The organism is Kolteria novifilia, assembly GCA_007748055.1.
Classification (GTDB): domain Bacteria; phylum Planctomycetota; class Planctomycetia; order Kolteriales; family Kolteriaceae; genus Kolteria; species Kolteria novifilia.
The window spans coordinates 3,167,988-3,193,501 of record CP036279.1 but is presented as its reverse complement, the minus strand read 5'-3'; the positions used below and the strand labels follow the sequence as shown (position 1 = coordinate 3,193,501).

Below are 25,514 nucleotides of genomic sequence, written 5' to 3'. Positions count from 1 at the left end.
CGTCTCAGGGACACCCTCTCTCAAGTGTAGCTCTTCAGACCATCGGCTCGGACCGCATATCCTTGGGGACTCGCTTGCCCATCACGCGCAAAAGTGTCGGAGCGATCTGCAGCAAGTGCCCATCGGCATGCTGGGGCTCCACTCCTGGTCCGGAGAGGACGTAGATCCCGAATTCGGCATGGTTGGCGTCGTCGGGGCCCGTGTCGTTCTCGAGCGTGTGAATCCCGCCATGCCCGACAGTCCCGATCGAGCGCCAGTGCAACGCCCCGAAATGAGCCAACAGGTCGGGGGCGATGTTGTTCACTTCGGGATACAACTCTTCCGGCTTGTAGACACTTGTCGGAATGGGTTGCCCTTGGTCATCGGGAATCGCGGCGAGCTTGGTCGCGAGATCGTTACGGAAGGCGTCGTACTCCTCGGGCTCGACTTGCCCTTCCGGCTCCCGACCCTTGAGGTTGACGAAGACGCGGGCGTAGTAGCCCCCTTCCCCCCAGGCCTTGGTGTTCGACCAGTCGACGCCGATCTTGGCATAGGGAGTCGGCTCGTCGGGAATCGGCCCCTTGAGCGTCAACAACCCCTCCTTGATGAGCCATTCATTGATGCAAATGCCGCCATCGATGCGTTTGGCACCGTGATCGGAAACGATGAGGACCGCGGTCGAGTCATCGGCGTGCTCAAGCAGTCGCCCGATCCGCTCGTCGACCTCCTTGTAGAAGTCGAGCATCTTGCCTTCGTAAGGGTTGCCCGGCTGGTATTTGCGGTGCCCCTGGTCGAAATAGCTCCAAAAGGCGTGGTGCATGCGGTCAACCGCGATATTGACCATCATGAAGAAGTCCCACGGCTTGTTCGCCAGCAGGTACTCGGCGGCATCGAACTGGCGATGGTTGAGCTCGAAGATGTCGCTGAGCAAGCGGTCCTTCTCCGGGCTGCGAAAGTCGGCGACGTCGACGGCATATCCCCCGGCACTCTCATTGAGTTCCTCGACGATCGCGGGTGGATAGGCCCAATCGTTGCCGTCGGTACCTGGGGTGAGAAAGCAGCCGAGCCGGATTCCCTTGACCGGCAGGACCGGGTAGCTCGGCGGAACCCCGACGAGGATCGACTTGAGCCCGAGACTCCCCAGTAGATCCCATAGCGTCCGTTCCTTGATCGATTCGCTGTTCGCGGTCTTCAGATCGTCGTAGGCATGACTCGTCCGGTTACGAAAACCGTAGATTCCCAGTCGACCGGGATCCTTTCCCGTCATCATGCACGCCCAAGCGGGAACGGTGATCGGCGGGGTCACGCTCTCGAGTTTTCCCCAGCGCGAACGCTCTCGCAGAGCGTCCAAATGGGGCAATTGGCCGGCAAAGCGATCAAAAACCAGTTCCGGAGCCGCACAATCGAGTCCGATCACCATCACTTTTGAAGCCGGGGGCATTGCATTCCTTTCGCGCGGGGGGATAGCTTGTCGGAGTTATAGAGGGGAAGATGGGGCCGACAACGAACGGTTCCTCGTCGAGGGCTATTCTCCGAATGTTCCTCGTGAAATTCGCGTGAACTCGAACGTCACGATCGCACTGGCCCCGTCGGACCGCGACGATCGGTGATGCCGCATCCGAACCAAGGAGAGAACGTGCCCGAGGATTCAGCCTCATGGTATCCCGAACTACTTTCGATCGTCATTCCCTGCTTCAACGAAGAGGCGACGCTCGGGCAAGTCTTGGATCGCGTCCGATCGGCCCCTCCGGTCGACATGCACCGCCAGATCATCGTCGTTGACGACGGTTCGACCGATGCGAGCGTCGCGATCGCCGAGGCGGTCCCGTCCGATGCGACCACCAGGATCGAGGTCATTCGCCAGCCGAGCAATCAGGGCAAAGGCGCCGCGGTGCGTGCCGGCCTGGCCCGGGCTCAGGGCGACTTGGTCATCATTCAGGACGCCGATCTCGAGTATGACCCCGACGATTATCCCGCCCTCCTGGCTCCTTTCTCCGATCCCGAGGTACACGTTGTCTACGGCTCCCGTATCTTGGGAAGTCGAAACAGCTCGTACTGGCAGTACTACTGGGGAGGAAGACTCGTCACCTTCGTCGCGAACCTGCTCTACGGCTCCCACCTGACCGACGAACCGACCTGCTACAAGGTCTTTCGTCGCGAGTTGATCCAATCGATCCCCTTGGAAGCGGTCGGGTTCGAATTCTGCCCGGAAGTGACGGCCAAACTGCTGCGACGGCGGATCCCCATTCACGAGGTTCCCATTCGCTACCATCCCCGGTCCTTTGAGGAAGGTAAGAAGATCAGTTGGCGTGATGGCCTGATCGCCATCAAGACTCTTTGGCGGCATCGATGGAGTTGACCACTCAAAACGCCCCCAACGCCGAACCAGCTCTCCGGCGCTGGGTGCTGCGCCTCCTGCTCGTGGCCCTCGCGCTCGTGCTGGGCTGCTTTCAGATGGCGAATTTCGACATCTGGTGGCATCTCAAGGCGGGCGAACTGATTCCGCAGCGGGGCGTTCCCTCCGCGGACTGGTTCAGCTTCACGACCGACCCGAATCACGATCGATGGGTCGATGTCCATTGGGGCTTTCAACTAGGGGCGGCCGCGGTCCATCACCTCGGCGGCATTGCCGGCCTCGTCCTGGTGAAAGCCATCCTGGGAGCGCTGACGGTGGCGGTGGGGTTGACCGCCTACCGTCGCACCTGGCCGGTGAACGTGCAAGTCCTCGTCTGGCTGCCGGCGCTGGTCCTGATGTCGAGCCGCTTCTACGTCCGCCCCGAGATCGTCACGCTGGTGCTCACCGCGAGCTTCGTGACCATCCTGCTCCATGCCGAGCGCCGACCGGGGCTCCTCTGGTTGCTGCCGTTGATCCAAGTGCTTTGGGCGAATGTTCAAGGTCTCTTCATCTTCGGGCCGATCCTCCTGGCGATGTATTGGTGCGAGATCGTCGCCCGTTGGCCGATCACCCGCCAATGGCCCAAGTGGCTCCTTCCCACCAGTCTCCTCACCCTCGGCGCCTGCGTCGTGAGCCCCTACGGCGTGACCAACGTCCTCTTCGTCCGCGAACTCTGGGTGAAAATGAACTCCGAGGGCGAAATCTACCGCTCGAGCATCGCCGAACTCGAGGACTTGAGCACCTTCTGGTCGCAAGGCGGCTATCTCAATCCCTACGCGTGGCTCTTAATCCTGCTCTTCGTCCTCGCGGCGCTCAGCATCGCGTGGGCGTGGCGCGAAATCTTCATCGAACGCCGTCTCTTCCAACTGCTTCCCCTGCTCGCCTTCGGTTGGCTCGCACTACAAGCGACACGCAACGGCAATCACTTCGCCTTGGTCGCTTCGCTATTGGTGAGTTGGAACCTTGGCGGTCGCACCTGGCCGCGTTTCATGGCCTTCCGCGCGGTATCGGTGATCGTTGGCATCCTCCTCGTGGTCATGGGCTTTCTGGTGATCTCCGAGCGATGGTACCTGGCGACTGGAGCCGTCCGTCGCTGGGGACTCGGGCCGCGCGAGAACTACTATGGGCGCGCCGCGACGCGTCTGGCCGGCAAGCCGGGAATGCCCGATCGCGCCGCCCTCTTTCATCTCGGCCGCGCGGCGGTCTACATCTACGAGAACGGCCCCGAGCATCAGGTCCTCATGGATGCTCGGCTCGAGGTTCACAGCCAGTCGATGTATCGTCGCTATCTGGAGCTCGAACGGGCGATCCAGAAGGACGACGGCTGGAATGAGGTGCTCGACCACTATCAGGTCCCGCTGGTCATCGTCGACAGCGAGCACGAACACGGAAGCCAAGCGACGCTCTTTTCCGACCCTCGTTGGCGATGCCTGCACTTCGACGAAGTCCTCGGCATCTTCCTCAACCGCTCCCATGCGATTCCCGATGGTCTCTCCGAGTTCTCCTTCCGAGAACAACTCTTCGCGACGACGAGCGTTCTGTCGACGTTCGATCACACCGCGATGCCCCCCCGTTGGGTCTTGTTCCCTCCCAAGGACTTCTATCCCAACGCCGATGATCTGCTCGCGCAGCGGGCCTACCATCTCGGGCTTTCGCTAATGAATCGCCCCAACGCCCCCCCCTGGCTACAAGCCGCGGCGCTCTGGACCGGTGCCCAGTCGGCGCGTCGCGCGGTGCTCCGACGACCTTGGTCGGGGGAGACTCACTTTCAGTTCTCCGCGATCCACCTGACGCTCGAACGGCTTCAGCAACCAAATGGACAGCTTCCCTCGGCTCACAAGCCTTGGGTCGCGACGACCGATCTTCTCTCCACCATCGGCGCCGGCGCCCTCAATCGAGCTTACCGTCGAGACCCGAATCGCTACACGACCATCTTCTACATCCAGCAGGGACTCCAGGAACTCGGCGCGGTGGGGGCGAGCACGCGATTCCTCAAGCAGCTCGGCGACATGTATCCCAGAAACTGGGCCCAGATCACCCTGGCAAGATCCATCAAGCAGATGATCGCCCAGCGGGAGGCCCAACTCGCCAAAGCGGTCCTCAACCACAAGACTCCGGTTCGCACCTTCGCGCAGCTTCAGCAGTTCGTCGCCGCGGGCCTACTTGAGATCGGCATCGACAGCTTTCTCAAGCAATCGCCGTCGACCCTCTCCCAAGAACAGGTCGATCGCATCGGGACTTGGCTCTTGTTGCTGGGACGTCCCGACGAGGCTCGGGACATGTTCATGGCCTTCGAGGATCCGACCGCATCGGAGTCTCCTTGGTTGTCGCTGCGTATCGGGTGGTGCGATCACGCCGCCGGCCTCTATCCCAACGCGGAGAAGCGCTACCTCCAAGCGGCCAACGATCCATCGACCGCGATCGATGCCCACTACGGTCTCGCCCTGATCGCGATCCTCTTCGGCGATGCCGAGCAACTCCGACAGTCGATCGACGTGGCCCTCTCGCGTCAACCAACCGAGGTGCAACGACACTCCTTCGAGATGCTGAAGGAACTCCTGCCCCCGTCGGCCAACGAGTGATCACCCCTTCAGGAAAGGCGGTGCCTCCATGCGCTGCGCGACCCCGGTCCTTCGCATCGACGGCGACGAAGACGCGAGGCGGTTCTACGTCGAGTCCATGGGGTTCACGATCGATTGGGAGTGGCGTCACGAGCCGCACTTCCCCGTCTTCATGAGCGTCACCCGTGGCGCGGTCACGCTCTTTCTCAGCGAGCACGAGGGGGATTGTCAACCAGGCGGAGCGGTCTACATGCTCGTCGATGACGTCGATGCCCTTTACGAGGAGTTCACCTCGAAGGGCCTCGTCGCCCATATGCCTCCGACCACCCAAGCCTGGCGGCAACGCGAGTGCGTCTTCCTCGATCCCTTCGGCAACCGCCTGACGATCGCGACGCCACAACAGGGTTGAGAAGCCTTCCAATCTTCGTTGAAGGCACCACTCACTTGATCGACTAGCGACGGTCGGGCAGCGGGCGAACAACCTACGGCCCTGGGCCGTATTGCTCTCCAGCGACGGCTCGCTCCCATGTCGCCGAGGGGCGATCGCTCCCGAAGCCAGTGACGACGCTTGAGATGGAGCCCAAAGCTTGGGGGGAAGTCCTGACGAGATATAACGTCTGAATAGCAACAGCGGCGACCGAATTAATCGCCGCGACGCCGCGAAAGCGAACCACCGGCCGCCTGGGGTAGAATGGGGTCGGCACCAGAGCGAGGAGACCCCTTGGCAACGACCGGTCAACACACCGAAGCCCTTGGTCGGGTCAGAGATGAACTTGCACGCGTCCTCGTGGGACAGCGTTCCTTCGTCGATCGGCTGCTCGTCGGCCTTCTGACGGGCGGTCATGTGCTGATCGAAGGCGTTCCCGGCCTGGCCAAAACCCTCGCGGCACGAACTCTCGCCTCGACCATCGACGCCCGCTTCCAGCGCGTTCAGTTCACCCCCGACCTGCTCCCCGCCGACTTGATCGGGACGGAGGTCTATCATCCCAAGACGGGCGAGTTCTCGATCCGCGAGGGCCCGATCTTCACCCAACTCCTCCTGGCCGACGAGATCAACCGCGCCCCCGCGAAGGTCCAAAGCGCCCTGCTCGAAGCGATGCAGGAGCGGCAAGTCACCATCGGTCCCGAAACGCGGTCCCTGCCCAAGCCATTCTTCGTCATGGCGACCCAGAATCCGATCGAACACGAGGGGACCTACCCTCTCCCCGAAGCCCAAGTCGATCGCTTCCTCTTGAAGATCCTCGTCGACTACCCCGATCGAGCCGACGAACGAATCATCCTCGACCGGATGGCGTCCACGGCCCCCGAGACCAACGTCGACGCGGTCATGTCGCCGGAAACGATCTTTGAGTTGCGTCGCGCGGTCGACGAGGTTCATCTCGATGAAAAGATTCGCGAGTACGTTCTCGACATCATCGCGACGACCCGTCCGGGCAATCCCCGTGCGGAAAATGAGTCGTCGCTCGATCTCGGCCCATGGCTGGAACTCGGAGCGAGCCCGCGCGCGTCGGTGGCCCTCGTCCTTGCCGCCAAGGCCTGGGCTCTGCTCGATGGTCGCGACTATGTCGTCCCCCACGACGTCAAAGAGATTGCTCCCGACGTCCTTCGCCACCGATTGTTGCTCAGCTTCGAGGCCGAAGCCGAGGAGATGACCGTCGATCGCCTGCTTCAGCGCCTTCTCGAGGACTTGCCCGTTCCATGACCGACCCGCGCGAGGAGACGAACCGTTCGGACCCGATCTCCAAGGAACTACTTCGTGCCGTGCGCCGACTGAGCCTTCGAACCAGGCGCCTCCTCGGCGGGCCCTGGTCGGGACTCTACCGCAGTCGGCTACGGGGTCGCGGCCTCGCCTTCGAGGAAGTGCGTCCCTATCAGCCAGGCGACGATGTGCGATCGCTCGACGCCAAGGTGACCGCGCGGACGGGCGAAGCGTATGTCAAGCGTTTCGCCGAGGAGCGCGAGCGGGTGGCGTGGCTCCTCGTCGACCAAAGCCCGAGCATGGCGTTCGGTTCGATCGAGCGAACCAAAGCGCAAGCCGCTCTGGAGACCGCGGCGTTGTTGGCTCTCTCCGCCGCCGTCGAAAGTGACCGCATCGGCCTCGTCACCTTCGGTCGAACGATTCACCGCGTCGCCCCCGAGCGCGGACGCCGTCACGCCCTGCGCATCGTCCGCGACTTGCTGCTCGACCAGTCGGCCACCCCCACGTCGAGCACCCTAAGCGACGGCGTGGAGACGCTGCGCCGAGCCGCGCATGGACGCTCGGTCATCTTTGTCTTGAGCGACCTCCTCGACGACGATGCGTTGCATGGGCTGCGTCGCCTTCGCCACCGCCACGAACTCTTCGTCCTACAACCGATCGATCCTCTGGAACGACGACTACCGAAGCGTGGCTTGATTCGGTTCCAGGATGCGGAGACCGGCCGTGTGATGATCGTCGACAGTGGCTCGGACGAGTATCGGCAAGCCCACGCCGATCACTGCCGCCGGCGCGAACGCCGGTTGCAGCGCGACCTCTCGCGGATGGGAGCCGACTGGGTTCCCTTGCCCACCGATGTCCCCGTGTCGACGTCGCTCCTCAAGCACTTTTCGTCGGCATCGCGCCGGAGGACAGGATGAGCGTGATTCCCAACATCGTCTTGTTGCTCGCCCAGAGCATCGCGGCCGCCTCGTCGCCACGCATCGAAACGACGGTCGGTCCCGTCACGGTAGAGGTCGATCTCCCTTCGAAGGCGGTTGGACTCTCGGACGCGTTCGTCATCGACGCCGTCCTGACGGCCCCCGATCACGTCACGCTCGATTGGCCGAAGCTCGAGACCCTTCCCGCGGACTTGGCCGAAGGCGACGCCGAGCGTCAGGGACCGGACAGGTTCGACGGCCGCTTTGGCAAACGCGTGCTGCTTCGTTGGCAAGTTCGCGTCGAACCGATGCACCTTGGCAAGGTGCCGTTGGGAAGACTACGGGTACGCTACCGCGATGCGTCCGACACCGAGTGGACGACCGAGAGCGTCGAGCTTCCCGTCATCGACGTGGTCGCCCAATCGACGCGTTCGGAGGATCCCTCCACCCTTCGTCCGATCCCCAGCCTCGATCGACGGGGAAGTTTCTGGTCGCTTCCCAACCTGCTTCAGTGGGGTGGTGCCCTGTTCTTTCTTCTCGTCGCGGGTGCCTGGGGCATCTACGCGCTTCGTTACCGACGAGATGCCGATCCACGTCTTCGAGCGCTCGATGAACTCAAGGCGATCGAGAGCCAGCTCCAAAGCAGCGGGACGGATTCTCGGCGGACGTTGGACCGTGTTTGCGATCTCCTGCGGCACTACCTCGAGGCGCGCTACGAGTTGGCGGCCCCCCGACAGAGCACTCCCGAGTTCCTGGCCTCCGCGCGAACGCGGGAGCACCTCGGCCCCGGGCAACGTTCGGCGCTCGAGGAGTTTCTCCGAGCCGCCGACGCGGCCCGCTTCGCCCATGACGAACCTGACCAGGAGACCGCCACCGAAGGCTTGCTGCGGGCGCGGGTCTTTTTGCTGGGCGAGGCGTAGCCTTGGTTTGGACTGTTAGGCAGCCGTTCTCCGTGCAACGTCAAAGAGTAGTACCCATCCGCGACAAAGTCGCCTAGAATGTCCTGCGACTGATGTCACGAGCCATCATATTCCGAGGGCGATGGGCCGTCGGGTCCCGGCACGCCCCAGACACGACGTGTCAGCGGCTCTTGCTTTGTCGTCGAGACAACGGTTCGGAAAACGACTTCGCGTTTGAAGTTGGCTCGTTGACAGTCGGACAGCGGTCCCCAACGTCCGCGGAAAAAAACGCCTAGAATTCAGGCGATGGTAATTTAGCCTGACGTCTCTGGCCGACGGAGCCTCGTCAGGTCATATCCACGTTTGCCAATAGGAGCAGCGACTTGGCCATCCACGGTAGGTTTGTCAGCATCGCACTGGCGATGGGAGCGATCATCGCGCTGACCGGCTGCGGCAGAACGCCCGAAGTTCCGATCGGCGCCGTCAACGGCTTGGTGACGCTGGACGGCCAACCCCTTCCCGAGGTGACCGTCATCTTCGATCCCAAGGAAGGAGGCCGTCCATCGGTGGCACGGACCGATGCCGAAGGGCACTATGTGCTCAACTACAGCAATCGCGACAAGGGGGCGAAGATCGGCTCGCACGAAGTGCAAGTTTTCTACCAAGAGGAGATGGAGCCGACGCCCGCCTCGGCGACCAGGCCCAAGATTCCCAGTCGCTACAACGAGAAGACCGAACTCTCCTACGATGTCGCCGAGGGCAACAACGAGATCAACATCGAGTTGTCCTCGAAGTAGCGGCGGGAACGTCGATCACTCCGGCGGCGGCTCGAAGAGTAGAATGCTGGCGGTAAACCCGTGCAGGAAGTTCGCGCCACCGACCGGTCCGAGTTCGCCCTGGGCGAAGAATCCCCCGACGGGAATGTCGCCGTAGAAGGTACGTAGGACGCCGACGTCGTGGTCCGGCTCTTCGAAGAGCCGCGTCCCGCGCCCGTTGCACGTGAAGAGCAACGCGGCGCTCGCCTCGGCGGTCGCCAGCGTGAGCAATTCGCCCATGTCCTCACCGGCCGTCTTCGCGTCGCGGACGTGAAACTGGACCGTCTGGCCGGTTCGCACGAAGTCGCCAATCGCCATGGCCCCGCTTTCGGTGTCGACGCCGATCACGTTGCGGACCAGAAAATCTCCGCGCGAGAAACCCTCTTGGTACTCGTTGATGACCCGCCCCACATGGAGGCCATGTTGGGCAAGTTCCTGATCTTCCGGGGAGAGTTCCTGGAACACCTCCTGGAGCTGGGTCATCGCGGGAACGCCACTTAGTTCGAGAATGACGTTGTCCTGCGACTTGGTGATGACGAAGTGGCGTCCGATGGGACGGCATCCCTGCGAAACGACCGTTCGGACGTTGAGGCTGCCGTGCAGTAGGACCGCCACGGCGCCCTCGTTGTAACCTTGATCGTTGAGATAGACCCGGTTGCGCCCCGGCTCGTTGGCGCCGCTGGCCATGCCGCCGACGACCGGAATTCCCGGCCGGTCCTCGTTGAGTCGCTCGACCAACTCGTCGGCGGGGAAACTGAAGGGCTCGGCCAGGACGATCAAGACCGCCCCTTCCGGCCAGGGTTCGGGAAGGTTGTCGGGCCAGCCGGCGAAGGTGACCCCATCCTCGGTTTGCGCGAACTCGAGATGCATCGGGTCGACGGTCATGCCTGGAAGCGACGCGAGCCAGAGCGAAATGGCCGGCTGCTGCTCGACTTCCTTGCCCTCGCCGATGATCGCCTCTCCGGTACAGCCGATGACGACGCGCGCGGAGGTCCGTTGGCGAATCTCCTTGGAGAGGGTCTTGGCGATCCCCGCGTGATGGTGAGACACGAAGACGACGGCCAAGTCGGGCGTCACTTCGAGTTGTTCACAAGCTCGGGTGCAAACATCCTCGAGAGCGCTCCGGGAGTCGGCGTTGGTGGAGAGAGCCTCGCCAAACCTGGGGGGGGCCGCGGAGCTATCGGCTGTCATGATCCTGCCTCGTCACTGTTGCGCCGTGCCGTCACTTCCTCCACCATCTCACGTGGGGAGCATGATGAAGAGCGACCGCGACATTCACGGCTCGTCGGTCTCAGGGAGCGTGGCCGCGTCGGCCGCTCCGGCGTGCTGTTCAGAAGAAAGTCTATTAGCCCACCGACGCATGACCAGGATGGTCGACGCCGCCCCGAGCATCCCGATCGCCACCACCGGAGCCGCCCCCGGCATGACCTTCACGCCGATCTCCACCCGTAGCATCGCCAGCAAGTGAATGACGAGTGCCACCACCGAGAGAAGCAACTGGGGGACAAGGAGTAGCGCCACGCCCCTTGCCGCGGCGGCGCTTCCGACGAGAGCGCGGCATTGCAGGATCACGACCGGCAGGCAGTAGACGCCGCAGCAGGAGACCGGGCCGATCGGCCGCTGATCAAACAGAGCGGTCATCACCGCCGAAGCGACCAACAGCGCCCCCTGCCCGAAGACGAAACAGGTGACCATCCAAACCGAAATCGGCACCAACACCGTTCGCGATCCGGCCGGTCGTTCTTTCTGGTCGGACGCTAAGCCATCCCGTTGGGACTCCGGGGAGTCGGCGCCGCATTGTGGAGGATCGAATGGGTTGACCACGGAGGCTCTCGACTCGGCGCCGGGGATCGCGACAAACCGGCGTTATAAGAAATCGCGTCGGAGCGATCGCCCTTCGGAGAAGGTGAGGCAATCCTTTTGGCGTTTGGAGATCCGATCTGCTACAACGACTTGCTCATTCGGGGCACCATCGACAGTCGCACTAGGAGTACGCCTTCCATGAACGCACGAACCACGACCCTGGGCATGTTGGGCGCCGGCCTGATCCTCGCCTTGGGATTGTCGCTACGGACGCCCGAGACGCTACAAGCCAAGGAGAACGAGGAACCGATGATCGCGCACAACGTCTATTTTTCGCTCAAGGACAAGTCACCCGAAAAGCGTCAGGCGTTGATCGACGCATGCCATCGCTACCTGGCGAAGCATCCCGGCACCGTCTTCTATGCGGCTGGCCCGCTCGCCGAGGACCTCGATCGCCCCGTCAACGACCGGAATTTCGATGTCGGCTTGCACGTCATCTTCAAGGACCAAGCGTCGCACGACAAGTACCAGGACGCCCCGATGCACCTGAAGTTCATCGAGGAGCAAAAGGACAACTGGGACAACGTCCGCGTCTTCGACTCCGCCGTGGAATACGCTCCCTCGTCCAACTAGTGCTGCGTCAAACGCTCAATTTCGGGTTCTGAATCCACGATCACTTCTCACTGGCTGACAAGCAGCCAGTGCCACCCGAACTTTGTCATCTGACCGAGCACTCGTCCTATCTGATATGCTTCAGGGAGACCGACAGAATCTTCTTCGCGAGCTTCTCGGGGAGCGGAAGGTATCCCAGTTCCGGGGCGAAGTTCTGCCCTTCGGTCAGGCCATACTTGATCAACTCCCTCAAGGCCTCCGCTTTGTCGGGATCCTTGTACTCCTTGTAGCAGAACCACCACGAGTACGCGACGATGGGGTATGCCTCTTCCCGATCGGGGTCGGGTAGCCACAAGTTCATCTCGGGAGGCAGCGTCACCCCCAGGAGCGCCTCTTGCCCGCTCTTCTCCGTTGGCGCGATGTAGCGGCCTCGCTTGTTCTCCAGTCGGGCCATCGGCAAACCCGCACCACGAGCGAATCCATACTCGACGTAGCCAACCGCCCCCGGCGTGGTCTCGACGAGAGCCGTCACCCCTTGGTTGCCTCGGGCACCAATGGTGCCGGTCGGCCACACCACCGTCTTGCCGAACCCCGGCCCATCATTCCATGGCTTCGAGATCGCCGAAAGGTGACGCGTGAACGCGTAGGTCGTTCCGCTTCCCGACGCCCGGCGAACCACGGTGATCGGTTGCTCCGGCAGTCTGACGTCCCGGTTCTGCCGCTGGATCACCGGGTCATTCCACTTGGTCGCCTTGCGAAGGAAGATCGCGACCACCGCCTCACGCGAGAGCCGGAGATTGGGCGGACTACCCGGCAGGTTGTAGGTGACGACGATGTTCCCCGCCGTCATTGGGACCGCTTGAACCCCACGCTTGACTCGCTCGATCTGTCCATCGGTGAGCGGCGCGTCGCTCATCCCGACATCGACCATGTGATCGAGAAAGGCGTTGATCCCCTGACCACTGCCCTCCGGCGAGTAGTTGACCCGAATCTGCGGGTTGAGCTTGTTGAATTCGATAAACCAACGCTGGTACAGAGGATAGGGAAAGGTCGCCCCACTCCCTTGGAACGTCAGCACCGATTGGGCCCGCGAGTCTCCATGCCAGAGCAACAGCAGGGCAACGGTGGCAAGGATGACGAGCCGGTTTGAGAAACGCATCGTTCTCCCTTCTCTGAGGAGGCTTGGAAACTCTCCATGAGCGATTTGCTCACCCTCTTCGGCTTCGTCTCCGTGTCGTTCATGGTGCTCTTCTATGCCTTGGAGTCGCGCTCGGCGTGGTTCGTCTTCGCCTTCGGTTGCACCTGTGTTTCGTCAGCAATCTACGCGGCCTTGATTGGCTCGTGGCCGTTCGCCGCCGTCGAAACGATTTGGTCAGTGGTCGCGTTCACCCGTTGGTACCGGGCGTGGACGAGCAAGGGTTCCCCGGAAAGTCCGCCGCGAGGATGAGTTCACAGCGACTCCAATGATGCAGATGGGCAATCAATCGCGAGGGTGAGTATACGCTAGGCCGTAGGGGGAGGGCCTTGTTTCCCCGTTCTTCACGAACACTTCATTGCAGCCGGGACGGCGCTTCTCGATAAACGCCCTGGTTCACGGAGACGATTTCGGTCGGTCCGTCGCCGCTCTCTCCCCACGAGGTGATGTTTTCCAAGATCGCTGCGGGGTTGTCCTCTCCTTCGAAGCGGCCGCACCAATCCATTCATATTGAAGTGAAGAGATCCGCTGCGGGCATCGATCACATACACCCTCTCCCCCGAAAGCCCCCAAACCCACACTGCTAGCGGTGCGTCGGACGTAGGTCGCCGCAACAGATTCCTCACGGAAAACCGGACAGGGTTTTGCCAGACTTTTGGGGAGTTTGATCGAAGAGATGAATCAACCACACTAAAATAAACCAGAGGCCCGCCAGGTCACCACAAATGGCCCACATGAAGGCTTCTCAATCGTTAGATTCGCCTATTTTTTTGATAACTTGCCCGTACCAAGGTCCGGTTTCTGTCGTAGACTAGCATAGACTAGTGAAGACAAATTCCGTTGCTGTTGAAATGAAGAAGGGTTCCGGCCGATGTGGTCGACACTTGACGTCAACACCGAACCGCTCCCCGGCTACCGGCTGATCCGCCGGCTCGGCCGTGGTGGCTTTGGTGAGGTGTGGGAGGCCGACGCTCCGGGTGGCCTCCGCAAGGCCGTCAAAGTCGTCCCGCTGAAACGCAATGGCAGCGGTTCCGACGCCTCGGAACTCGACGGCCTGCGTGTCATGCGGTCGCTGCGTCACCCCTACCTGCTTTCGATCGAACGCTTCGAGATCGTCGACGAGCATCTCATCATCGTGATGGAGCTGGCCGAGCAGAGCCTTGCCGATCGTTTCGCGGATTACATCCGGGACGGGCGTCCTGGCATCCCACGCGACGAGTTAATCGGCTACATCCGCGAGATCGCCGAAGTTCTCGACGTGATGAACTGGACCCACGGGCTCCAGCACCTGGACATCAAACCGGAGAACATCTTTGTCTGCAGCGGGCACATCAAAGTAGGCGACTTCGGCCTGGTCCGCCCCGGCAACACCAATGTCGACGTCAACGCGGTCGCCTTGAGTCCTCCCTATGCGGCCCCTGAGTTGTTCGACGGCCGCATCGAGCAGACCGCGGACCAATACAGCCTCGCCGTGACCTATCAGGAACTCCTCACCGGAAAGCGCCCTTTTCAAGCGAAAGACGTTCGCGGACTCCTCTACCAACACGCGATGGGGCGACCCGACCTTTCGGTCCTCTCCCAGCACGATCAGAAGATCGTCAGCCGAGCCATCCACCGCGACCCACGGCAACGTCATCCGAGCTGCCGCGACTTCGTCGACGCCCTCGCCCGAGTCGGCCTGGGCGAAACCAACTCGATCCGTCGAACCCGCAGCGCCGACCGGCGCGGGTTGCTGGTGACCCGCGAGGTTCGCCCGCAGCCGATGCAACCCAAGGCCCGTCGCGTGACCAGACACCACGTTCCGACCGGAACGACGACGGCCGGACTTGGCATGACGCGAACCCAGGCCTTCACGACCAGGACCGGCGAGTCCTCGAACGAGGAATGGCGTGACTCCGTCGCGGCTCTCCTGCCGACGGAACTCTTCGCGGAGAAGCTTCGCGGCTTCATCAGCGAACACAAAGCCAAGATCGTCGAGAGCACCGAGGAACAGATTCTTCTGTCGATCCTCGACAAGAAGTGGCTTGGACTTCGCTCCAGCAAGGGGTGGCACATCCAAGTCGAAAGCTGCTGCCTCAACGGCCAAAGCGGCTACCGAGCCATCGACATCCGTATCTGGAACGACAGCCCAAAGATCGACGGCGAGCAACGCAGGCGTACCGGGGGCCAATTGCTCCAGTCGCTCAAGTCCTGGTTGATGGTCGTTCAGAGCGGCAGTTCGCCGCGTGGGCCGCACGCTCGCTCCAAGCTCCTCGCCTAAATCGGTCGACTCGATGCTCAATGTCTCGGGTGCCATGCCCCACGCTTGCGCGGGCATGCTCGAAAGATTCACGCTTGCGTGGGCATGCTCGAAAGATTCACGCTTGCGTGGGCATGCGTGTGAGATTCACGCTCGCCGTAGGCACGCGGAAAACGCCTGCAACGACGCGAGTTCCCGCGCGACAGGACAGGTGGACTACGTACGCGAAGGTGACGGCGAACGATTCTCTCGTCCCGATACTGGGTCGGCTCTTCCCATCATGCCGGTCTCATCCGCGGAACTTCTCCGGGATTCGCTTGAGCCTCCTCGCCCGCCAGCGCGAAGACGGTACATTGACTGAGGCAGACCAAACGAGTCGATCGCGGCGCGGTGTACGCGGAGGAGACGTGAGCACCGAGCCGTGGCAGAGGAGTAACGTCCGGCGTGACCGTCAAACCAGTCCTCCAAGCGTTGTTGCTAGCCGATCACGTCTACATCGACGCCAACACCCGCAAGAAGGTAATCGCCGGCACCACCAACCACATCACCGCCCGTGAGTTCCCCTCTCGATTCGGCTCCCGCAAGTTCTGCTTCGTCTCCCTGACCGGGGTTCGCGAGCAGATCCCCGTCAAATTCCGCTATTCGGATCTCGCCACCGGCGAGACGCTCGTCGAGCTCCAGGACATCGAGATCGAGTCGGACGATCCGCTCGACACCGTCGAGATGGTGGTCCAGTTGCCTCGCCTTCCCCTGCCCCACCCCGGCGTCTTCTCCATCGAGATCATCGCGGAAGGCGAAATCGTCGGCGCCTTGCGTTTGATGGTCAGCCAATCCCAAGACGAAGACGGCGCCGACTGGGACGACGAATCGGACAACTGAGGGCGGCTCAAGTCCTCTCCAGTGGACATGAACAGAGCTCCTCGTGGGAAGGCCGGATCCCTCTCCCGTTTCCCGATGGCATCCCGCTCCCACGCTCGGTAAGTTGTGTTGAACCGTCGGCCCTCACCTGCTGACGGCAACCTGGTCACGCAATAACAACCACACCACGGAACCCGCGATGATGCACGCACTGCTCGCTGCCCTGCTACTTCCCTTGACGATCGCCGCCGACGCCAAGACCGACCAAAAGGTCTATCTCATCGGCAACTCGCTGACCTGGGATACCATTCCCTCGAAACTCGACGGCGACGTGCAATGGCATGTCGACTGCGGCAAGAGTCTACCCTACATCCGCGACAATCCCGGGATGCCCTGCGTCAAGACCTCGACCCTCTGGCCCGATGGTCTCAAGGACAAGCAGTATGACATCATCTCCGTGCAGCCTCACTACGGCTCGACGCTCGACGAGGATGTCGATGTCATCTCCAAATGGGTCGAGATGCAGCCGAATGCCGTCTTCGTCATCCACACCGGCTGGGCTCGTCAGGTCTCCCGGGAAAAGGAGTACGCCAACGGCGACACCTCCGGGAAGATGCAACACAGCCCCGCCTATGTCGACGCCGTCATCGCTAAACTACAAAAGCGTTTTCCCGACCGAAAGTTCAAGCAAACGCACGCGATCGACCTGATCGAGATCGTCGCCGACGACATCGATAGCGGAAAAGCCCCCTTCTCCACGACCGAGGACCTCTATCGCGACGCGATTCACATGAAACAGGAGACCGGTCGCTACATGATGCACAACGCGATGCGCCGCGCCCTCGGCCAACCGACCTCCGACGCTGGCTTCGAGAAGGCCGACCCGAAGGTCAAGAAATACCTCGACAGCGTCATCGAGCGTCAATACTCGAACTAGGCGCCGTCTCAAGTTCGGCTCCGGCTTCGGCAGCCCGTGTCGTGACGAGTCCAAGCACGGAGGCATTGCGGTCCGATGAGTTCCACTAACTCGGTCGCCTTCAAGGAGTGGGCGGTGATCGTCGCCGCCCTCGCCCAAGGCGTACAGTCAATCATCCTCCGCAAGGGAGGGATCCAGGAAGGACGCGAGGGGTTCCGGGTCGACCACGACGCGTTCTGGCTTTTTCCGACCTTCCTGCACCAACGCCTGGAGAGCTTGACGCCCGCCGCCCGCCCGCTCTGGGATCGAGTCGTCTCCCCGACGAGAGACGAGTCGACCATACCGCTTGCCTGCTTCGCACGCGTCGAGCAGGTGGTTCATCTCGAGAGCGAGGACCAGGCCCACTCCCTGGCGGGCCAACATCTCTGGACGGAAGAGACGGTGATCGAACGCTTCCACTACCGCCGACCGGGACTCTTCGCGATCCTCGTCCGGACCTTCGCCCTCGATGCTCCGCATGTCATCGACGATGACCCAAGTTTCGCCGGCTGCCGAAGCTGGGTTCCCCTTCCCGCGGAACTCAGCACCGAGGGCCTGACGCCCGTGATTAGCGACGAGGTTCACAGCAAACGTCGGCAAGCGTTTGACGGAGCGTTCGCGACTCGGTCGCGTTGACGGCCAGGGAATTCACACAACCTTTACTCCGACGCGCGATTCGATCCTTACGTTAGTCTCCGCACGTCTTTTCCCCACACGCGGATGCCGGCCTCCTTCTTCCCCCCATTGAGGGAGGTCGGTCCTCTCCTCTTCTCCCCACCGCCATTCTCCCTTTCCCAACGGGAATTCGGCCTCGTCGCGCCCGCCCTGCTACGATAAGGCGATGATCGCGACGTTGCTCCCGATGATGCTCTCTCCTTTCATCGCCGTCGATGTTCCGCTGGCGAGACGCCCTTCCACCTACGCCGGCGCCATCGGTCAGTTTCAGGTGGAGGCCCGGCTCGACCCGCTCGCCGCTCCCGCGAACGCCGTCCGGTGGCTCGACATCGTCATCGCCGGTCAGGGCGATTTCGCGTCCGCGAAGTCACCCGACCTCACCCGGCAACAGCGCTTTGACGATGCGTTCGCGGTCGTCGCCGCGCCGACAATGACCGAACGTCCCGAGAAACGGACCTACCGCTATCCGATTCGGCCACGTAGCCCCGACGTCGAGCGAGTCCCCCCCTTGGCCTACTCGTTCTTCAACCCACGGAGTCAGCGTTTCGAAACCCGCTACACCCGGTCGATCGAGTTCCGCAATCTCCCCCCGCGAACGGTCGACGCCGGCGATATCGTGGACTACCCCCTTCCCGCGCCTCCCAGCATGCCCGCTCCGCCGAGCGTCTGGGGGATCTATCTGCGCGTCGGATTCGCGATCGGCGCGGTCGTCGTGATCACGTTTCTAGTCGTCAAGCGACGAAGGCGAGCTCGAGCCGGCGAGCCGACTTGGGCGGCGGGTGGCTCGGCCGCCGTCGAGGAGCTGAGAAAGGAACTTCGTCAAGCGCGAGAGCGGAAGGACGTCGAGGCCGAATCACGAGTCGCCCGCCTCGCCGTCGAGACGATGGGAGACCGACTTGGTTGTCCTCCAGGTACATGGACAGCTCGCGAGATCGCGTCTCGGCTTCGCGAGCACGGCTGCCCCGAAGAGTCGATCGAACGCGTGAGGCTCTCCCTCGCCAGTTGGGAAAAGTCCCGTTTCGGGCGTCCCTCCGACGGTATCACCGCCACCGCGGAGGAGTTGATCGAACGGCTCGAGGAGATCGAACGACATCTCGAAGATGGCCCGGCAACGTGAGTCCCACGATCTGGGCCGCTGCACAAGTCTCAGAAGTCCGTTCCGAGTGGGAGACCATCGTCGCGCACTCCGAGTTGCCGGTAGACGGCGACGTCGATGTGGTCGTTGACGAAGGTCACCGCGCCGTCGGCACGAGCGAAGTGAGCCCCTCCCACGTGATGGCTGCCAAACCCGCGTGCGACGATCTCAAACGCCCGGTCAACGTTCGGGTTGGTGGCCCATGCGTTGAGCGGCGCGAAGGTCGACGCGATGTTGATCGGCCCGCTTCCATACCCTCGATTGTCGACGTAGAGACTGCTGGCCCAGGTGGCATAGTAGGTCGGAACCGCTCCCTTCAGGGGAAGATATCGGCTCTCGCCTAGCATGAACACCTTGCTCGCCCCATCGGATATTTGACGAAGCCCGACGGAAGAGTTCACGAACAAGACGCCGTTGGACCAGAACGTTCGGCCGTTGTGACTGGAGGTGTAGCAACCTTCGTCCGCCGGCCCGGTGTCCTGGTGAGTTCGTTCTCCCCCGCCCATGACGCCGAAATAGTTGTTGTTGGCGTGCTGCCCATTGCTGTTGGGGTCGCTCGGACACTCGAACTTGACGAGGCGGCGACGTTGCTGGGCGTAGTTGGGGCTGCTGCTGATCGATCCATTGTCGTAACCGAAGAAGGTCGATTCGAAATCGAACCGGCCATAGCGCTGATCCTCCTCGAGATGCGGAAGCAGGAGCACCGTCCAAGGGGCCGAGGCGTTACCACGATCTCCTCCCGTGAGGCCATCCTGCGCGGGGTCGATGAGACAGTCCTCGGCACTGATCGCGATATGGGTCCCGTTGCCGACCGGAAAGACGCGATGGGTGTCGTGGTAGCCGTGAAGTGCGACGCCAAGCTGACGGAGGTTCCCCTTGCATTGCATCCGCTTGGCCGAAGCCCGCGCTTGCTGGACCGCGGGAAGCAGCAACGCGACCAAGATGCCGATGATCGCGATGACAACGAGTAGTTCGACTAGGGTAAAGGCAGAGCGGCGGTAGGTCCTCATGGTCATTCCCCACGTAAAGAACGGGTGTCGATCGGAAAATAGACACTGACCCCCGTCGTAGTCTACTCCCGTCGACCCGGCCGATGCAACGGACTGCCCACTCGTTCCATCGCTCGCCCCAGTGGCTCGTGTTGACCTGTTTTCAAATTTGCGGTGCTCTATGCTCGGATCCGAACCCGGAGTGAGCAATCGCATGGCCATCACGACAGACGCGCGAGCAACGACGACGCTCGCCCATCGGTATTTCAAACCGGTCTTTCGGAGCATTGACACCCACCGACCCCTGCGTTGGCTCCTCGTGCTTCTTCTTCTCGCAACGGCGGTCGTGGCGGGAACGTCGGTCGTCTTCTCCGAGGAGGGGTGGCCCGGCAACCACGAAGGGCTCGCCTGGAAGTTCCGCACCCTCGTCTACGCCGCCCATCTCCAACAGGGCGATCTGCTGCCGATTTGGGCATCGGAGGACATGTACGGCCACGGCTCCCCCCTGCCCCTCTTCTACCACAAAGCCTTCTACTTCACGTCGGCGCCGCTCTACCTCGGCCTGGGAAACGTGAAGTGGTCGATCTACCTCGCGATCGCCGGGTGGAGTCTCTTCGGGTGCCTCGGCATCTACCGCGCCGCACGCACGCTTGATGCCCATTGGACCGTCGCGACGGCGATCGCCTCCCTCCTACCCTTTCTCAACTACACGTTGCTCGACTGGCTGGTGCGAGGAGCCTTCGCCGAGTTCTCCGCCTACATGTGCCTGCCGTGGATCTTCCATTGGTGTTTGCGACTGCTGCGCACCGAGCGGTTCGGCGTGTCGCTCGCCCTGTGGATGGCCCTGCTTGTCTATGCGCACTCGGTCATCGCGCTCTTTAGCATGATCCCGATCCTGATCGCGGTCGCGATCGTGCTCGCCCGTCACCCACGAACGTTCACGAGGGAATTGCTCGTCAAGGGAAGCCTCTCGGTCCTGATCTGCTCGGTGGCACTTCTCCCGTACCTGGCGGCATACAGCGTGATTCGCGAGGGGTTCGATCCCTCTTCGGTCAAGAACTTCGGCTATTCACCGAGCGATCACTTCTGGCCAGCGCGAAAGTATGTCCACGACAGCCGGTTTCATCCAGGCGGCAAGGAGATGTGGTTCTCGGTCCAACTCAATCACACGCTGCTCATCGCCGCGCTCGTGACTCTCCTGTGGTCGCTCCTCAACGTCCGGCCTCGCTCGGATGAGGCCAGCGCCCCAGCGACGGTTCCCGGAGCGTCGCTCTTTCTTCTTTCGTCGCTCGGCGTGATGTTCGCGCTACAATTGCGAGCGAGCAATGGGCTCTACGACTCCGTGCCCGGGATGGACTATCTCCAGTTCCCGTGGCGACTGCTCTCGTTCGTCAACCCACTCCTGCTGCTTTGGCTGGCCCTTCGTTTCGCCGCGATGCCGAGGAAGTCGGGATCGTTGCTCCTTCCTTGTCTGCTTACCTGGTTGGTCCTCGGCACGGTCCTGGAGTCGCCCGGTGTTCAGCCGGTTCGCTGGAACTGGATCAGCCAGGCGGAGCTAGAAGATCCCCTCCTCACCGGCCAGTCGCCAGGGGTGGCTGGCACCGCGGCCGAGTATTGGCCCGTCTCGACGCAGCCCGACGAACGCGACGGGGACGCTCCCTCCCAGATCCACGAGCGGTTGCAATCGTTTCGGCGGCAGACTTCGCAGGGTCCGGTATGCCTCGAGGGGACCGCTCGGGTGCGGTCGCCGGCGGATGGATCGCGACGGGATTGGGAGAGATTGACCATGCGGTGGCGGTTCGCGTGCGAGGGGCGGTCGAGAGTCGCACTTCCGTTGACGCACTCGGGACTCGAACGAGTCTACCGAGAAACCGAACGGGGTCGTGTGCCGGTCCTCACCCATCGACGCTCGGACGATCACCGCGTGGTCATCGAACTGCCTGCCGGGGAACACCAAGTCACCGTTCGGCTACCAACTCTCGGCAATCTGCTGAGATGAAACGTCACACCACTCGTGAAGGTTGCCAACGAGTTCGTTTGATGGAGCCAGCCGACATCCGCGGCCCGCTTCAATCAATGGACTGCCATGCACTGGCTGGCAAGCAGCCAGTGGCACCCAGTTTGGATCCAAATCCAGCATCCCGGTTGGCAAACGGAATGCTCAACAACTCTCTTGGGTCCCAACTCTCTTAGATCCCAACTATCCGGGGTGGCATGCCCACGCTCGCCGTGGGCATGCGCGAAACGCCCCTGATTCAGTAAGTTCCCACCCAAGCGATGGCCGACCTTACTTGTCGGCGAACTTGCCAGTCAGGTCGTCGGTTGCTCACTCGGTCTTCGGAGAAGCCGACTTGGACCCGGCCTTCGGAGAAGCCGACTTGGACTCGGTCTTCGGAGAAGCCGACTTGGACCCGGTCTTCGGAGAAGCCGACTTGGACTCGGTCTTCGGAGAAGCCGACTTGGACCCGGTCTTCGGAGAAGCCGTTGTCGTCTTCGCCTTCTCCGACGGCTCCGTCACCGGTGCCTCGGGCTTCTGCGGTTCCGTCGGCGGCCCCTCCGCCTTGGCGGACGCGGGCGAGGCACTTGGCTTGGCCGGCTTGAGCAAGAGGTCCTCAAGCATCAAATCGCCCGGAGCCTCACCGAGTTTCTCGTCGGTCAACAGCGACCAATAGGCGGCGATCAGCGGGCGATACTGGAAACGTGGCGTCAGCTTGAGAGCCTGCTCGAACGCTTCCTTGGCCTTGTTCGGCTCTCCCGCCTCCAGGCGCATCATGCCGAGCGTGAGCGAAAAGTCGCTCTGGGCCGATCGGCTCTGGGCCAAGGTCTGGGCGCTGCCCGTCACCGTCATGAGGTTGCCGGCCAAAGCGGTCTGCTCGAAGAGACTCAACTGAACCGACATCCGCTCGAACCGAAGCTCGGCCAACCCGACTTCCAACAGGCGAATCGCCTCCTCGTAGTTGCCCTGGAGGTTCTGAACGACGCCCATGAACCAGTTCCATTGACCGGTACCAAAACCCGTGCGGCGCCCCGCTCCGGCATCCCGAAACTTGGCGAACGCCTTCTCCGCGAACCCGAGTTCCAGGTAGAGCGGTCCGATCATGCGTGCCGCCTCCTGCGACTCCGGACCGAACGGCCCCACAAGTTCGAGTTGCTCCATCGCCAATAGCGGAAGTTCGAGCTGCATCGCCAGCGCCGCCCGCTCGAGCGGCCGCTCCTCGGAAACGCCCGCTTTGGCCAACTGTTCTTTCTGTTGGGCGACAAGTTCGTCGTAACGCCGGCGCCGAGCGTCGACTTCCTTGGTGATCCCCGGGAGATAGCGGCTCTCCAGTTCGCCCGCCGCTCCCTTGGGAAGCTTCTCCAAGGCCTCTTGCAGTTGTTGCAGCGCAACGTCGAAGTGGCGGTTCGCCAACGCGATGTCGAAGAGCTTCAAGTGAACCGCCGCATCTTCCGTCCCGGCGATCGCGGCACTCTGATACGCGAACATCATCTGGTAGTGCCGCAAGGGCAACAGCACGCGCGATGGCGGCAACACAAGTTGGCGCGGCGTCGTGGGAGCCTGAGCATTGGCTTGGGCCGAGGTGTCCCTCTTCGCCGGAGCGTTCTCCGTTGGAGCTGTCGTTGACGGCGCCGCGTCGGGCGTGGCGTCGGCGCCCTTGCTCTTGTTGGTCGCGGTCTTGTCCGTCTGTTCGGTGGCGCCTTTGTCGGTCTTGCCCTCCCGCTCAAGCATCCGCTCGGCGGCGGCGCGGGCAAGCGCCTCCCGCTCCCACACGAAGATGTTCGAGAACGCGCTGCCCAGCCGCAGGTACGCGCGCGGGCTGTCGGGCTGATTGGCGACGGAGTTGCGGAGTTCGGTCAGTCCCAGATAGTCGCGACCCGGACGCTCCAGGGTTTGATTGGGAACGAGAAAGACCGATCCCGAGACGAAATTCTTCGGCACGATCAGTCGCGTCCGCCAGAGCCAGTCGATGATGCCCGGCTCGCTCACGAAACGACCCGAGAGCTGCGGTGCCTCTCGATCTTCCCGAAAGACCGCCTTGTTGGCGCGAATTCGGTTGGCTTCGATCAGGTCCTTGTCGAGGGAGGAGACATCGCCGAAAACGACGGCCGCGTCACTGACGTAGAGGGGGGCAAGTTCCGGCGTGGCGAGCATCGACTTGAGCGCCAGCTCCATTCCCGGTTCGCTCGGATCGATGATGATCATCGACACTTCTTCGTCCGCGAAGGTCTTCTTCCAGGTCTCCGGCTTGCGTTGGACCAGCGCCTGCCGGACTTCCGAGTACTCGTCGAGAACGTCGCCGTAGACCTGCCAACGGCTGTCGACGAAGTTGCGTCGTTCCGGGTTCCCCCACGCGAGGTAGGAAGCGATGCGATTGGAAAACGCGAACTGATTTCCCTTCGGTCTGACCTCCGAAAGCCACGCGTCGGCATCGACCATGTAGCGGCTCATGTCGAAGCCCAAGCCGAACCGACCGACCATCCCCTGGAGACGACCGGTGAACGCGCCGACCAGCGCGACGAAAATCAAGACGATGCTGAGCGCTCGTCCAATCTGTGACCAGAGAAACCAAGGTGTCTCGATGCGGGTCTTGTCGCCGAACCGTGAGAGGAAGAACTCTTGAGCGTTGAGCGAGAGGGCGTAGGCGAGCAGAAGGGCCGAGAATCCCTCCAAGCGATGGGCCAGCATCGGCAATCCCAAGGCGAGCAGCGTCACCAGGAAACGACCGATCGGTAGTCGCGGCAGGTTGAGCACGAACGAACTGAGTCCGCCGACGATCAGCATGCCCCACGCGACCCCTTGCCAGGGAATCGTCCCCTGTTGCAGGCTCTCGAAGTAGGTCTTCCACGAAAGCGGCGCCCACGCCGTGGCGACCCGCTCGTATTTGGGTACCTCGGGCAGAACGCTTCCGAACCACTCGAAGGGGAAGGTCAGCGTCGACCAGCCATAGGGGGTGACCATGCCGGCGAGCCAACACAAGAGGGCGACGCCAAAGAGTTGGGCGATCTGTCCCTTGGAGAGGCGATCGCTTCCGAACTGGCTCCATGCCGGAAGGAACATCGCGGCGACTTCGCCAAGAACCATCAGCAGCAGGAAGAGGGCGACGAGCACGTACCCCATGCCCGAGTTCGCCCAGAGAACCGCCACGGGAATCGCCAGGTAGATCAGACCGAAGCGCTGCCGGTAGCGGGCCTGGAACCAGACCAGCAACAAGAGCCCCAGAAAGAACAGTCCGACCACTTCGGGGGAGATCGACAGCCAGGAGGAGAATCCGATCATCGCGAGACTGGCGACCATCACCGACCACCAAAGGGTCGGCCCCGAATGGCGTACCCATAATAGGGTCAACGCGATCAAGGAAACGAGCAGCGCCTTGAGGAAGATCAGTCCCGCGGGGCCGAGTGTGGAGTAGCAACGTTCGGCGCCGGTGTTGAAAAGCCACCACGGGCAAACCCACGGTTTTCCCTCGGCGGTGTAGCTGAGCGAGTCGCTATCCGGAAGCGAGGGAAAGGTGGCGGCGAAGATCTCCCCCGACTTCAGCCGCATCCACAAGTCGGCGCCATCGTCGCGGAAACACCCGAGAAAAAAGGAGAACAACAACAGTCCACCGGCCAGGATCAGATCGATGCGCCGATTCTCGCGCCGCATCACCTCCGGTGTCAGGACGAATTCCTCTTCCTCCTCCGGATCGTTCTTCGGCCCCGATGACGACGCTGACTCGGCCACGTTCTCTCCATCTTCTCGATCGGCGCTTCTCGGACGGCGGAATCACTTCCGCCATCGTTGGCGTTG

At 62.3% G+C, this 25,514-nt stretch carries 21 protein-coding genes; 15 read left to right on the top strand and 6 right to left on the bottom strand.

Annotated features, from left to right (window positions below):
- Window positions 1-34: 34 nt before the first annotated feature.
- Window positions 35-1,420, bottom strand: coding sequence for an alkaline phosphatase family protein (locus tag Pan216_RS11710; RefSeq protein WP_145258174.1), 1,386 nt, complete (start codon window positions 1,418-1,420; stop codon window positions 35-37).
- Between the two features lie 195 nt (window positions 1,421-1,615).
- Here Pan216_RS11710 and Pan216_RS11705 point away from each other — a divergent pair, with 195 nt between their 5' ends.
- The 7 genes from Pan216_RS11705 (at window position 1,616) to Pan216_RS11675 (ending at window position 9,247) form a co-directional block, all read left to right on the top strand.
- Window positions 1,616-2,338: a glycosyltransferase family 2 protein gene (locus tag Pan216_RS11705; protein WP_419193548.1), complete on the top strand. Its 723-nt coding sequence runs from the start codon at window positions 1,616-1,618 to the stop codon at window positions 2,336-2,338.
- Window positions 2,329-4,956, top strand: coding sequence for a tetratricopeptide repeat protein (locus Pan216_RS11700; protein WP_145258172.1), 2,628 nt, complete (start codon window positions 2,329-2,331; stop codon window positions 4,954-4,956). Before Pan216_RS11705 ends, Pan216_RS11700 begins: the two co-directional genes overlap by 10 nt.
- A 28-nt stretch (window positions 4,957-4,984) precedes the next feature.
- Window positions 4,985-5,344: a bleomycin resistance protein gene (locus Pan216_RS11695; protein WP_145258171.1), complete on the top strand. Its 360-nt coding sequence runs from the start codon at window positions 4,985-4,987 to the stop codon at window positions 5,342-5,344.
- Window positions 5,345-5,626: 282 nt separating this feature from the next.
- Window positions 5,627-6,637, top strand: coding sequence for an AAA family ATPase (locus tag Pan216_RS11690; protein WP_145258170.1), 1,011 nt, complete (start codon window positions 5,627-5,629; stop codon window positions 6,635-6,637).
- A complete protein-coding gene (locus Pan216_RS11685; RefSeq protein WP_145258169.1) occupies window positions 6,634-7,551 on the top strand; it encodes a DUF58 domain-containing protein in 918 nt (305 codons plus the stop codon). The genes Pan216_RS11690 and Pan216_RS11685 overlap by 4 nt, the downstream gene beginning before the upstream one ends.
- Window positions 7,548-8,471, top strand: a complete 924-nt coding sequence (locus Pan216_RS11680) for a hypothetical protein (RefSeq protein ID WP_145258168.1) — start codon at window positions 7,548-7,550, stop codon at window positions 8,469-8,471. Before Pan216_RS11685 ends, Pan216_RS11680 begins: the two co-directional genes overlap by 4 nt.
- Window positions 8,472-8,833: 362 nt before the next feature.
- Window positions 8,834-9,247 carry a carboxypeptidase-like regulatory domain-containing protein gene (locus Pan216_RS11675; protein ID WP_145258167.1) on the top strand — a complete coding sequence of 138 codons (414 nt, stop codon included), beginning with the start codon at window positions 8,834-8,836 and terminating at the stop codon, window positions 9,245-9,247.
- Between the two features lie 15 nt (window positions 9,248-9,262).
- Here Pan216_RS11675 and Pan216_RS11670 read toward each other — a convergent pair whose 3' ends face one another.
- Window positions 9,263-10,456, bottom strand: a complete 1,194-nt coding sequence (locus Pan216_RS11670) for an FIST signal transduction protein (RefSeq protein ID WP_145258166.1) — start codon at window positions 10,454-10,456, stop codon at window positions 9,263-9,265.
- A gap of 84 nt (window positions 10,457-10,540) precedes the next feature.
- Window positions 10,541-10,978 carry a hypothetical protein gene (locus Pan216_RS11665; protein WP_145258165.1) on the bottom strand — a complete coding sequence of 146 codons (438 nt, stop codon included), beginning with the start codon at window positions 10,976-10,978 and terminating at the stop codon, window positions 10,541-10,543.
- Window positions 10,979-11,266: 288 nt separating this feature from the next.
- On the opposite strand from Pan216_RS11665, the gene Pan216_RS11660 reads away from it, so the two are divergent.
- On the top strand, window positions 11,267-11,701 hold the full coding sequence (locus Pan216_RS11660; RefSeq protein ID WP_419193547.1) for a Dabb family protein: 435 nt from the start codon (window positions 11,267-11,269) through the stop codon (window positions 11,699-11,701).
- Between the two features lie 106 nt (window positions 11,702-11,807).
- Here the strand turns inward: Pan216_RS11660 and pstS are convergent, their stop codons facing one another.
- Window positions 11,808-12,839, bottom strand: coding sequence for a phosphate ABC transporter substrate-binding protein PstS (gene pstS / locus Pan216_RS11655; protein WP_145258164.1), 1,032 nt, complete (start codon window positions 12,837-12,839; stop codon window positions 11,808-11,810).
- 36 nt (window positions 12,840-12,875) lie between these two features.
- Here pstS and Pan216_RS11650 point away from each other — a divergent pair, with 36 nt between their 5' ends.
- From Pan216_RS11650 to Pan216_RS11625, 6 genes are all read left to right on the top strand, one after another.
- Window positions 12,876-13,127, top strand: coding sequence for a hypothetical protein (locus tag Pan216_RS11650; RefSeq protein ID WP_145258163.1), 252 nt, complete (start codon window positions 12,876-12,878; stop codon window positions 13,125-13,127).
- 619 nt (window positions 13,128-13,746) lie between these two features.
- On the top strand, window positions 13,747-15,135 hold the full coding sequence (locus Pan216_RS11645) for a serine/threonine protein kinase (RefSeq protein WP_145258162.1): 1,389 nt from the start codon (window positions 13,747-13,749) through the stop codon (window positions 15,133-15,135).
- A gap of 423 nt (window positions 15,136-15,558) precedes the next feature.
- Entirely contained in the window at window positions 15,559-15,993 is a 435-nt protein-coding gene (locus tag Pan216_RS11640) for a DUF6941 family protein (protein WP_145258161.1), read from the top strand.
- A 178-nt stretch (window positions 15,994-16,171) separates the two neighbouring features.
- Window positions 16,172-16,909 (top strand): hypothetical protein, encoded by a 738-nt coding sequence (locus Pan216_RS11635; protein WP_145258160.1) that lies wholly within the window; start codon window positions 16,172-16,174, stop codon window positions 16,907-16,909.
- 75 nt (window positions 16,910-16,984) lie between these two features.
- On the top strand, window positions 16,985-17,563 hold the full coding sequence (locus tag Pan216_RS11630) for a DUF1802 family protein (protein WP_145258159.1): 579 nt from the start codon (window positions 16,985-16,987) through the stop codon (window positions 17,561-17,563).
- 205 nt (window positions 17,564-17,768) lie between these two features.
- Window positions 17,769-18,719, top strand: coding sequence for a BatD family protein (locus Pan216_RS11625; protein WP_145258158.1), 951 nt, complete (start codon window positions 17,769-17,771; stop codon window positions 18,717-18,719).
- A gap of 29 nt (window positions 18,720-18,748) precedes the next feature.
- On the opposite strand, the gene Pan216_RS11620 is transcribed toward Pan216_RS11625, so the two are convergent.
- The gene (locus Pan216_RS11620) at window positions 18,749-19,747 is read right to left on the bottom strand and encodes a DUF1559 family PulG-like putative transporter (RefSeq protein ID WP_419193546.1); all 999 of its coding nucleotides are present in this window, start codon (window positions 19,745-19,747) and stop codon (window positions 18,749-18,751) included.
- A 193-nt stretch (window positions 19,748-19,940) separates the two neighbouring features.
- Between Pan216_RS11620 and Pan216_RS11615 the strand changes: the two genes are divergently transcribed.
- Window positions 19,941-21,725, top strand: a complete 1,785-nt coding sequence (locus Pan216_RS11615) for a hypothetical protein (RefSeq protein ID WP_145258156.1) — start codon at window positions 19,941-19,943, stop codon at window positions 21,723-21,725.
- Window positions 21,726-22,052: 327 nt separating this feature from the next.
- On the opposite strand, the gene Pan216_RS28280 is transcribed toward Pan216_RS11615, so the two are convergent.
- Complete coding sequence (locus Pan216_RS28280) at window positions 22,053-25,448, bottom strand: tetratricopeptide repeat protein (protein ID WP_419193545.1); 3,396 nt, start codon at window positions 25,446-25,448, stop codon at window positions 22,053-22,055.
- Window positions 25,449-25,514 lie beyond the last annotated feature (66 nt).

Coding starts and splice junctions, on each gene's coding strand:
- Pan216_RS11630 (WP_145258159.1), top strand. CDS start 16,985: ATGAGTTCCACTAACTCGGTCGCCTTCAAGGAGTGGGCGGTGATCGTC.
- Pan216_RS11645 (WP_145258162.1), top strand. CDS start 13,747: ATGTGGTCGACACTTGACGTCAACACCGAACCGCTCCCCGGCTACCGG.
- Pan216_RS11625 (WP_145258158.1), top strand. CDS start 17,769: ATGATCGCGACGTTGCTCCCGATGATGCTCTCTCCTTTCATCGCCGTC.
- Pan216_RS11660 (WP_419193547.1), top strand. CDS start 11,267: ATGAACGCACGAACCACGACCCTGGGCATGTTGGGCGCCGGCCTGATC.
- Pan216_RS11615 (WP_145258156.1), top strand. CDS start 19,941: ATGGCCATCACGACAGACGCGCGAGCAACGACGACGCTCGCCCATCGG.
- Pan216_RS11685 (WP_145258169.1), top strand. CDS start 6,634: ATGACCGACCCGCGCGAGGAGACGAACCGTTCGGACCCGATCTCCAAG.
- Pan216_RS11695 (WP_145258171.1), top strand. CDS start 4,985: ATGCGCTGCGCGACCCCGGTCCTTCGCATCGACGGCGACGAAGACGCG.
- Pan216_RS11670 (WP_145258166.1), bottom strand. CDS start 10,456: ATGACAGCCGATAGCTCCGCGGCCCCCCCCAGGTTTGGCGAGGCTCTC.
- Pan216_RS11690 (WP_145258170.1), top strand. CDS start 5,627: ATGGGGTCGGCACCAGAGCGAGGAGACCCCTTGGCAACGACCGGTCAA.
- Pan216_RS11700 (WP_145258172.1), top strand. CDS start 2,329: ATGGAGTTGACCACTCAAAACGCCCCCAACGCCGAACCAGCTCTCCGG.
- pstS (WP_145258164.1), bottom strand. CDS start 12,839: ATGCGTTTCTCAAACCGGCTCGTCATCCTTGCCACCGTTGCCCTGCTG.
- Pan216_RS11710 (WP_145258174.1), bottom strand. CDS start 1,420: ATGCCCCCGGCTTCAAAAGTGATGGTGATCGGACTCGATTGTGCGGCT.
- Pan216_RS11620 (WP_419193546.1), bottom strand. CDS start 19,747: ATGAGGACCTACCGCCGCTCTGCCTTTACCCTAGTCGAACTACTCGTT.
- Pan216_RS11680 (WP_145258168.1), top strand. CDS start 7,548: ATGAGCGTGATTCCCAACATCGTCTTGTTGCTCGCCCAGAGCATCGCG.
- Pan216_RS11650 (WP_145258163.1), top strand. CDS start 12,876: ATGAGCGATTTGCTCACCCTCTTCGGCTTCGTCTCCGTGTCGTTCATG.
- Pan216_RS11635 (WP_145258160.1), top strand. CDS start 16,172: ATGATGCACGCACTGCTCGCTGCCCTGCTACTTCCCTTGACGATCGCC.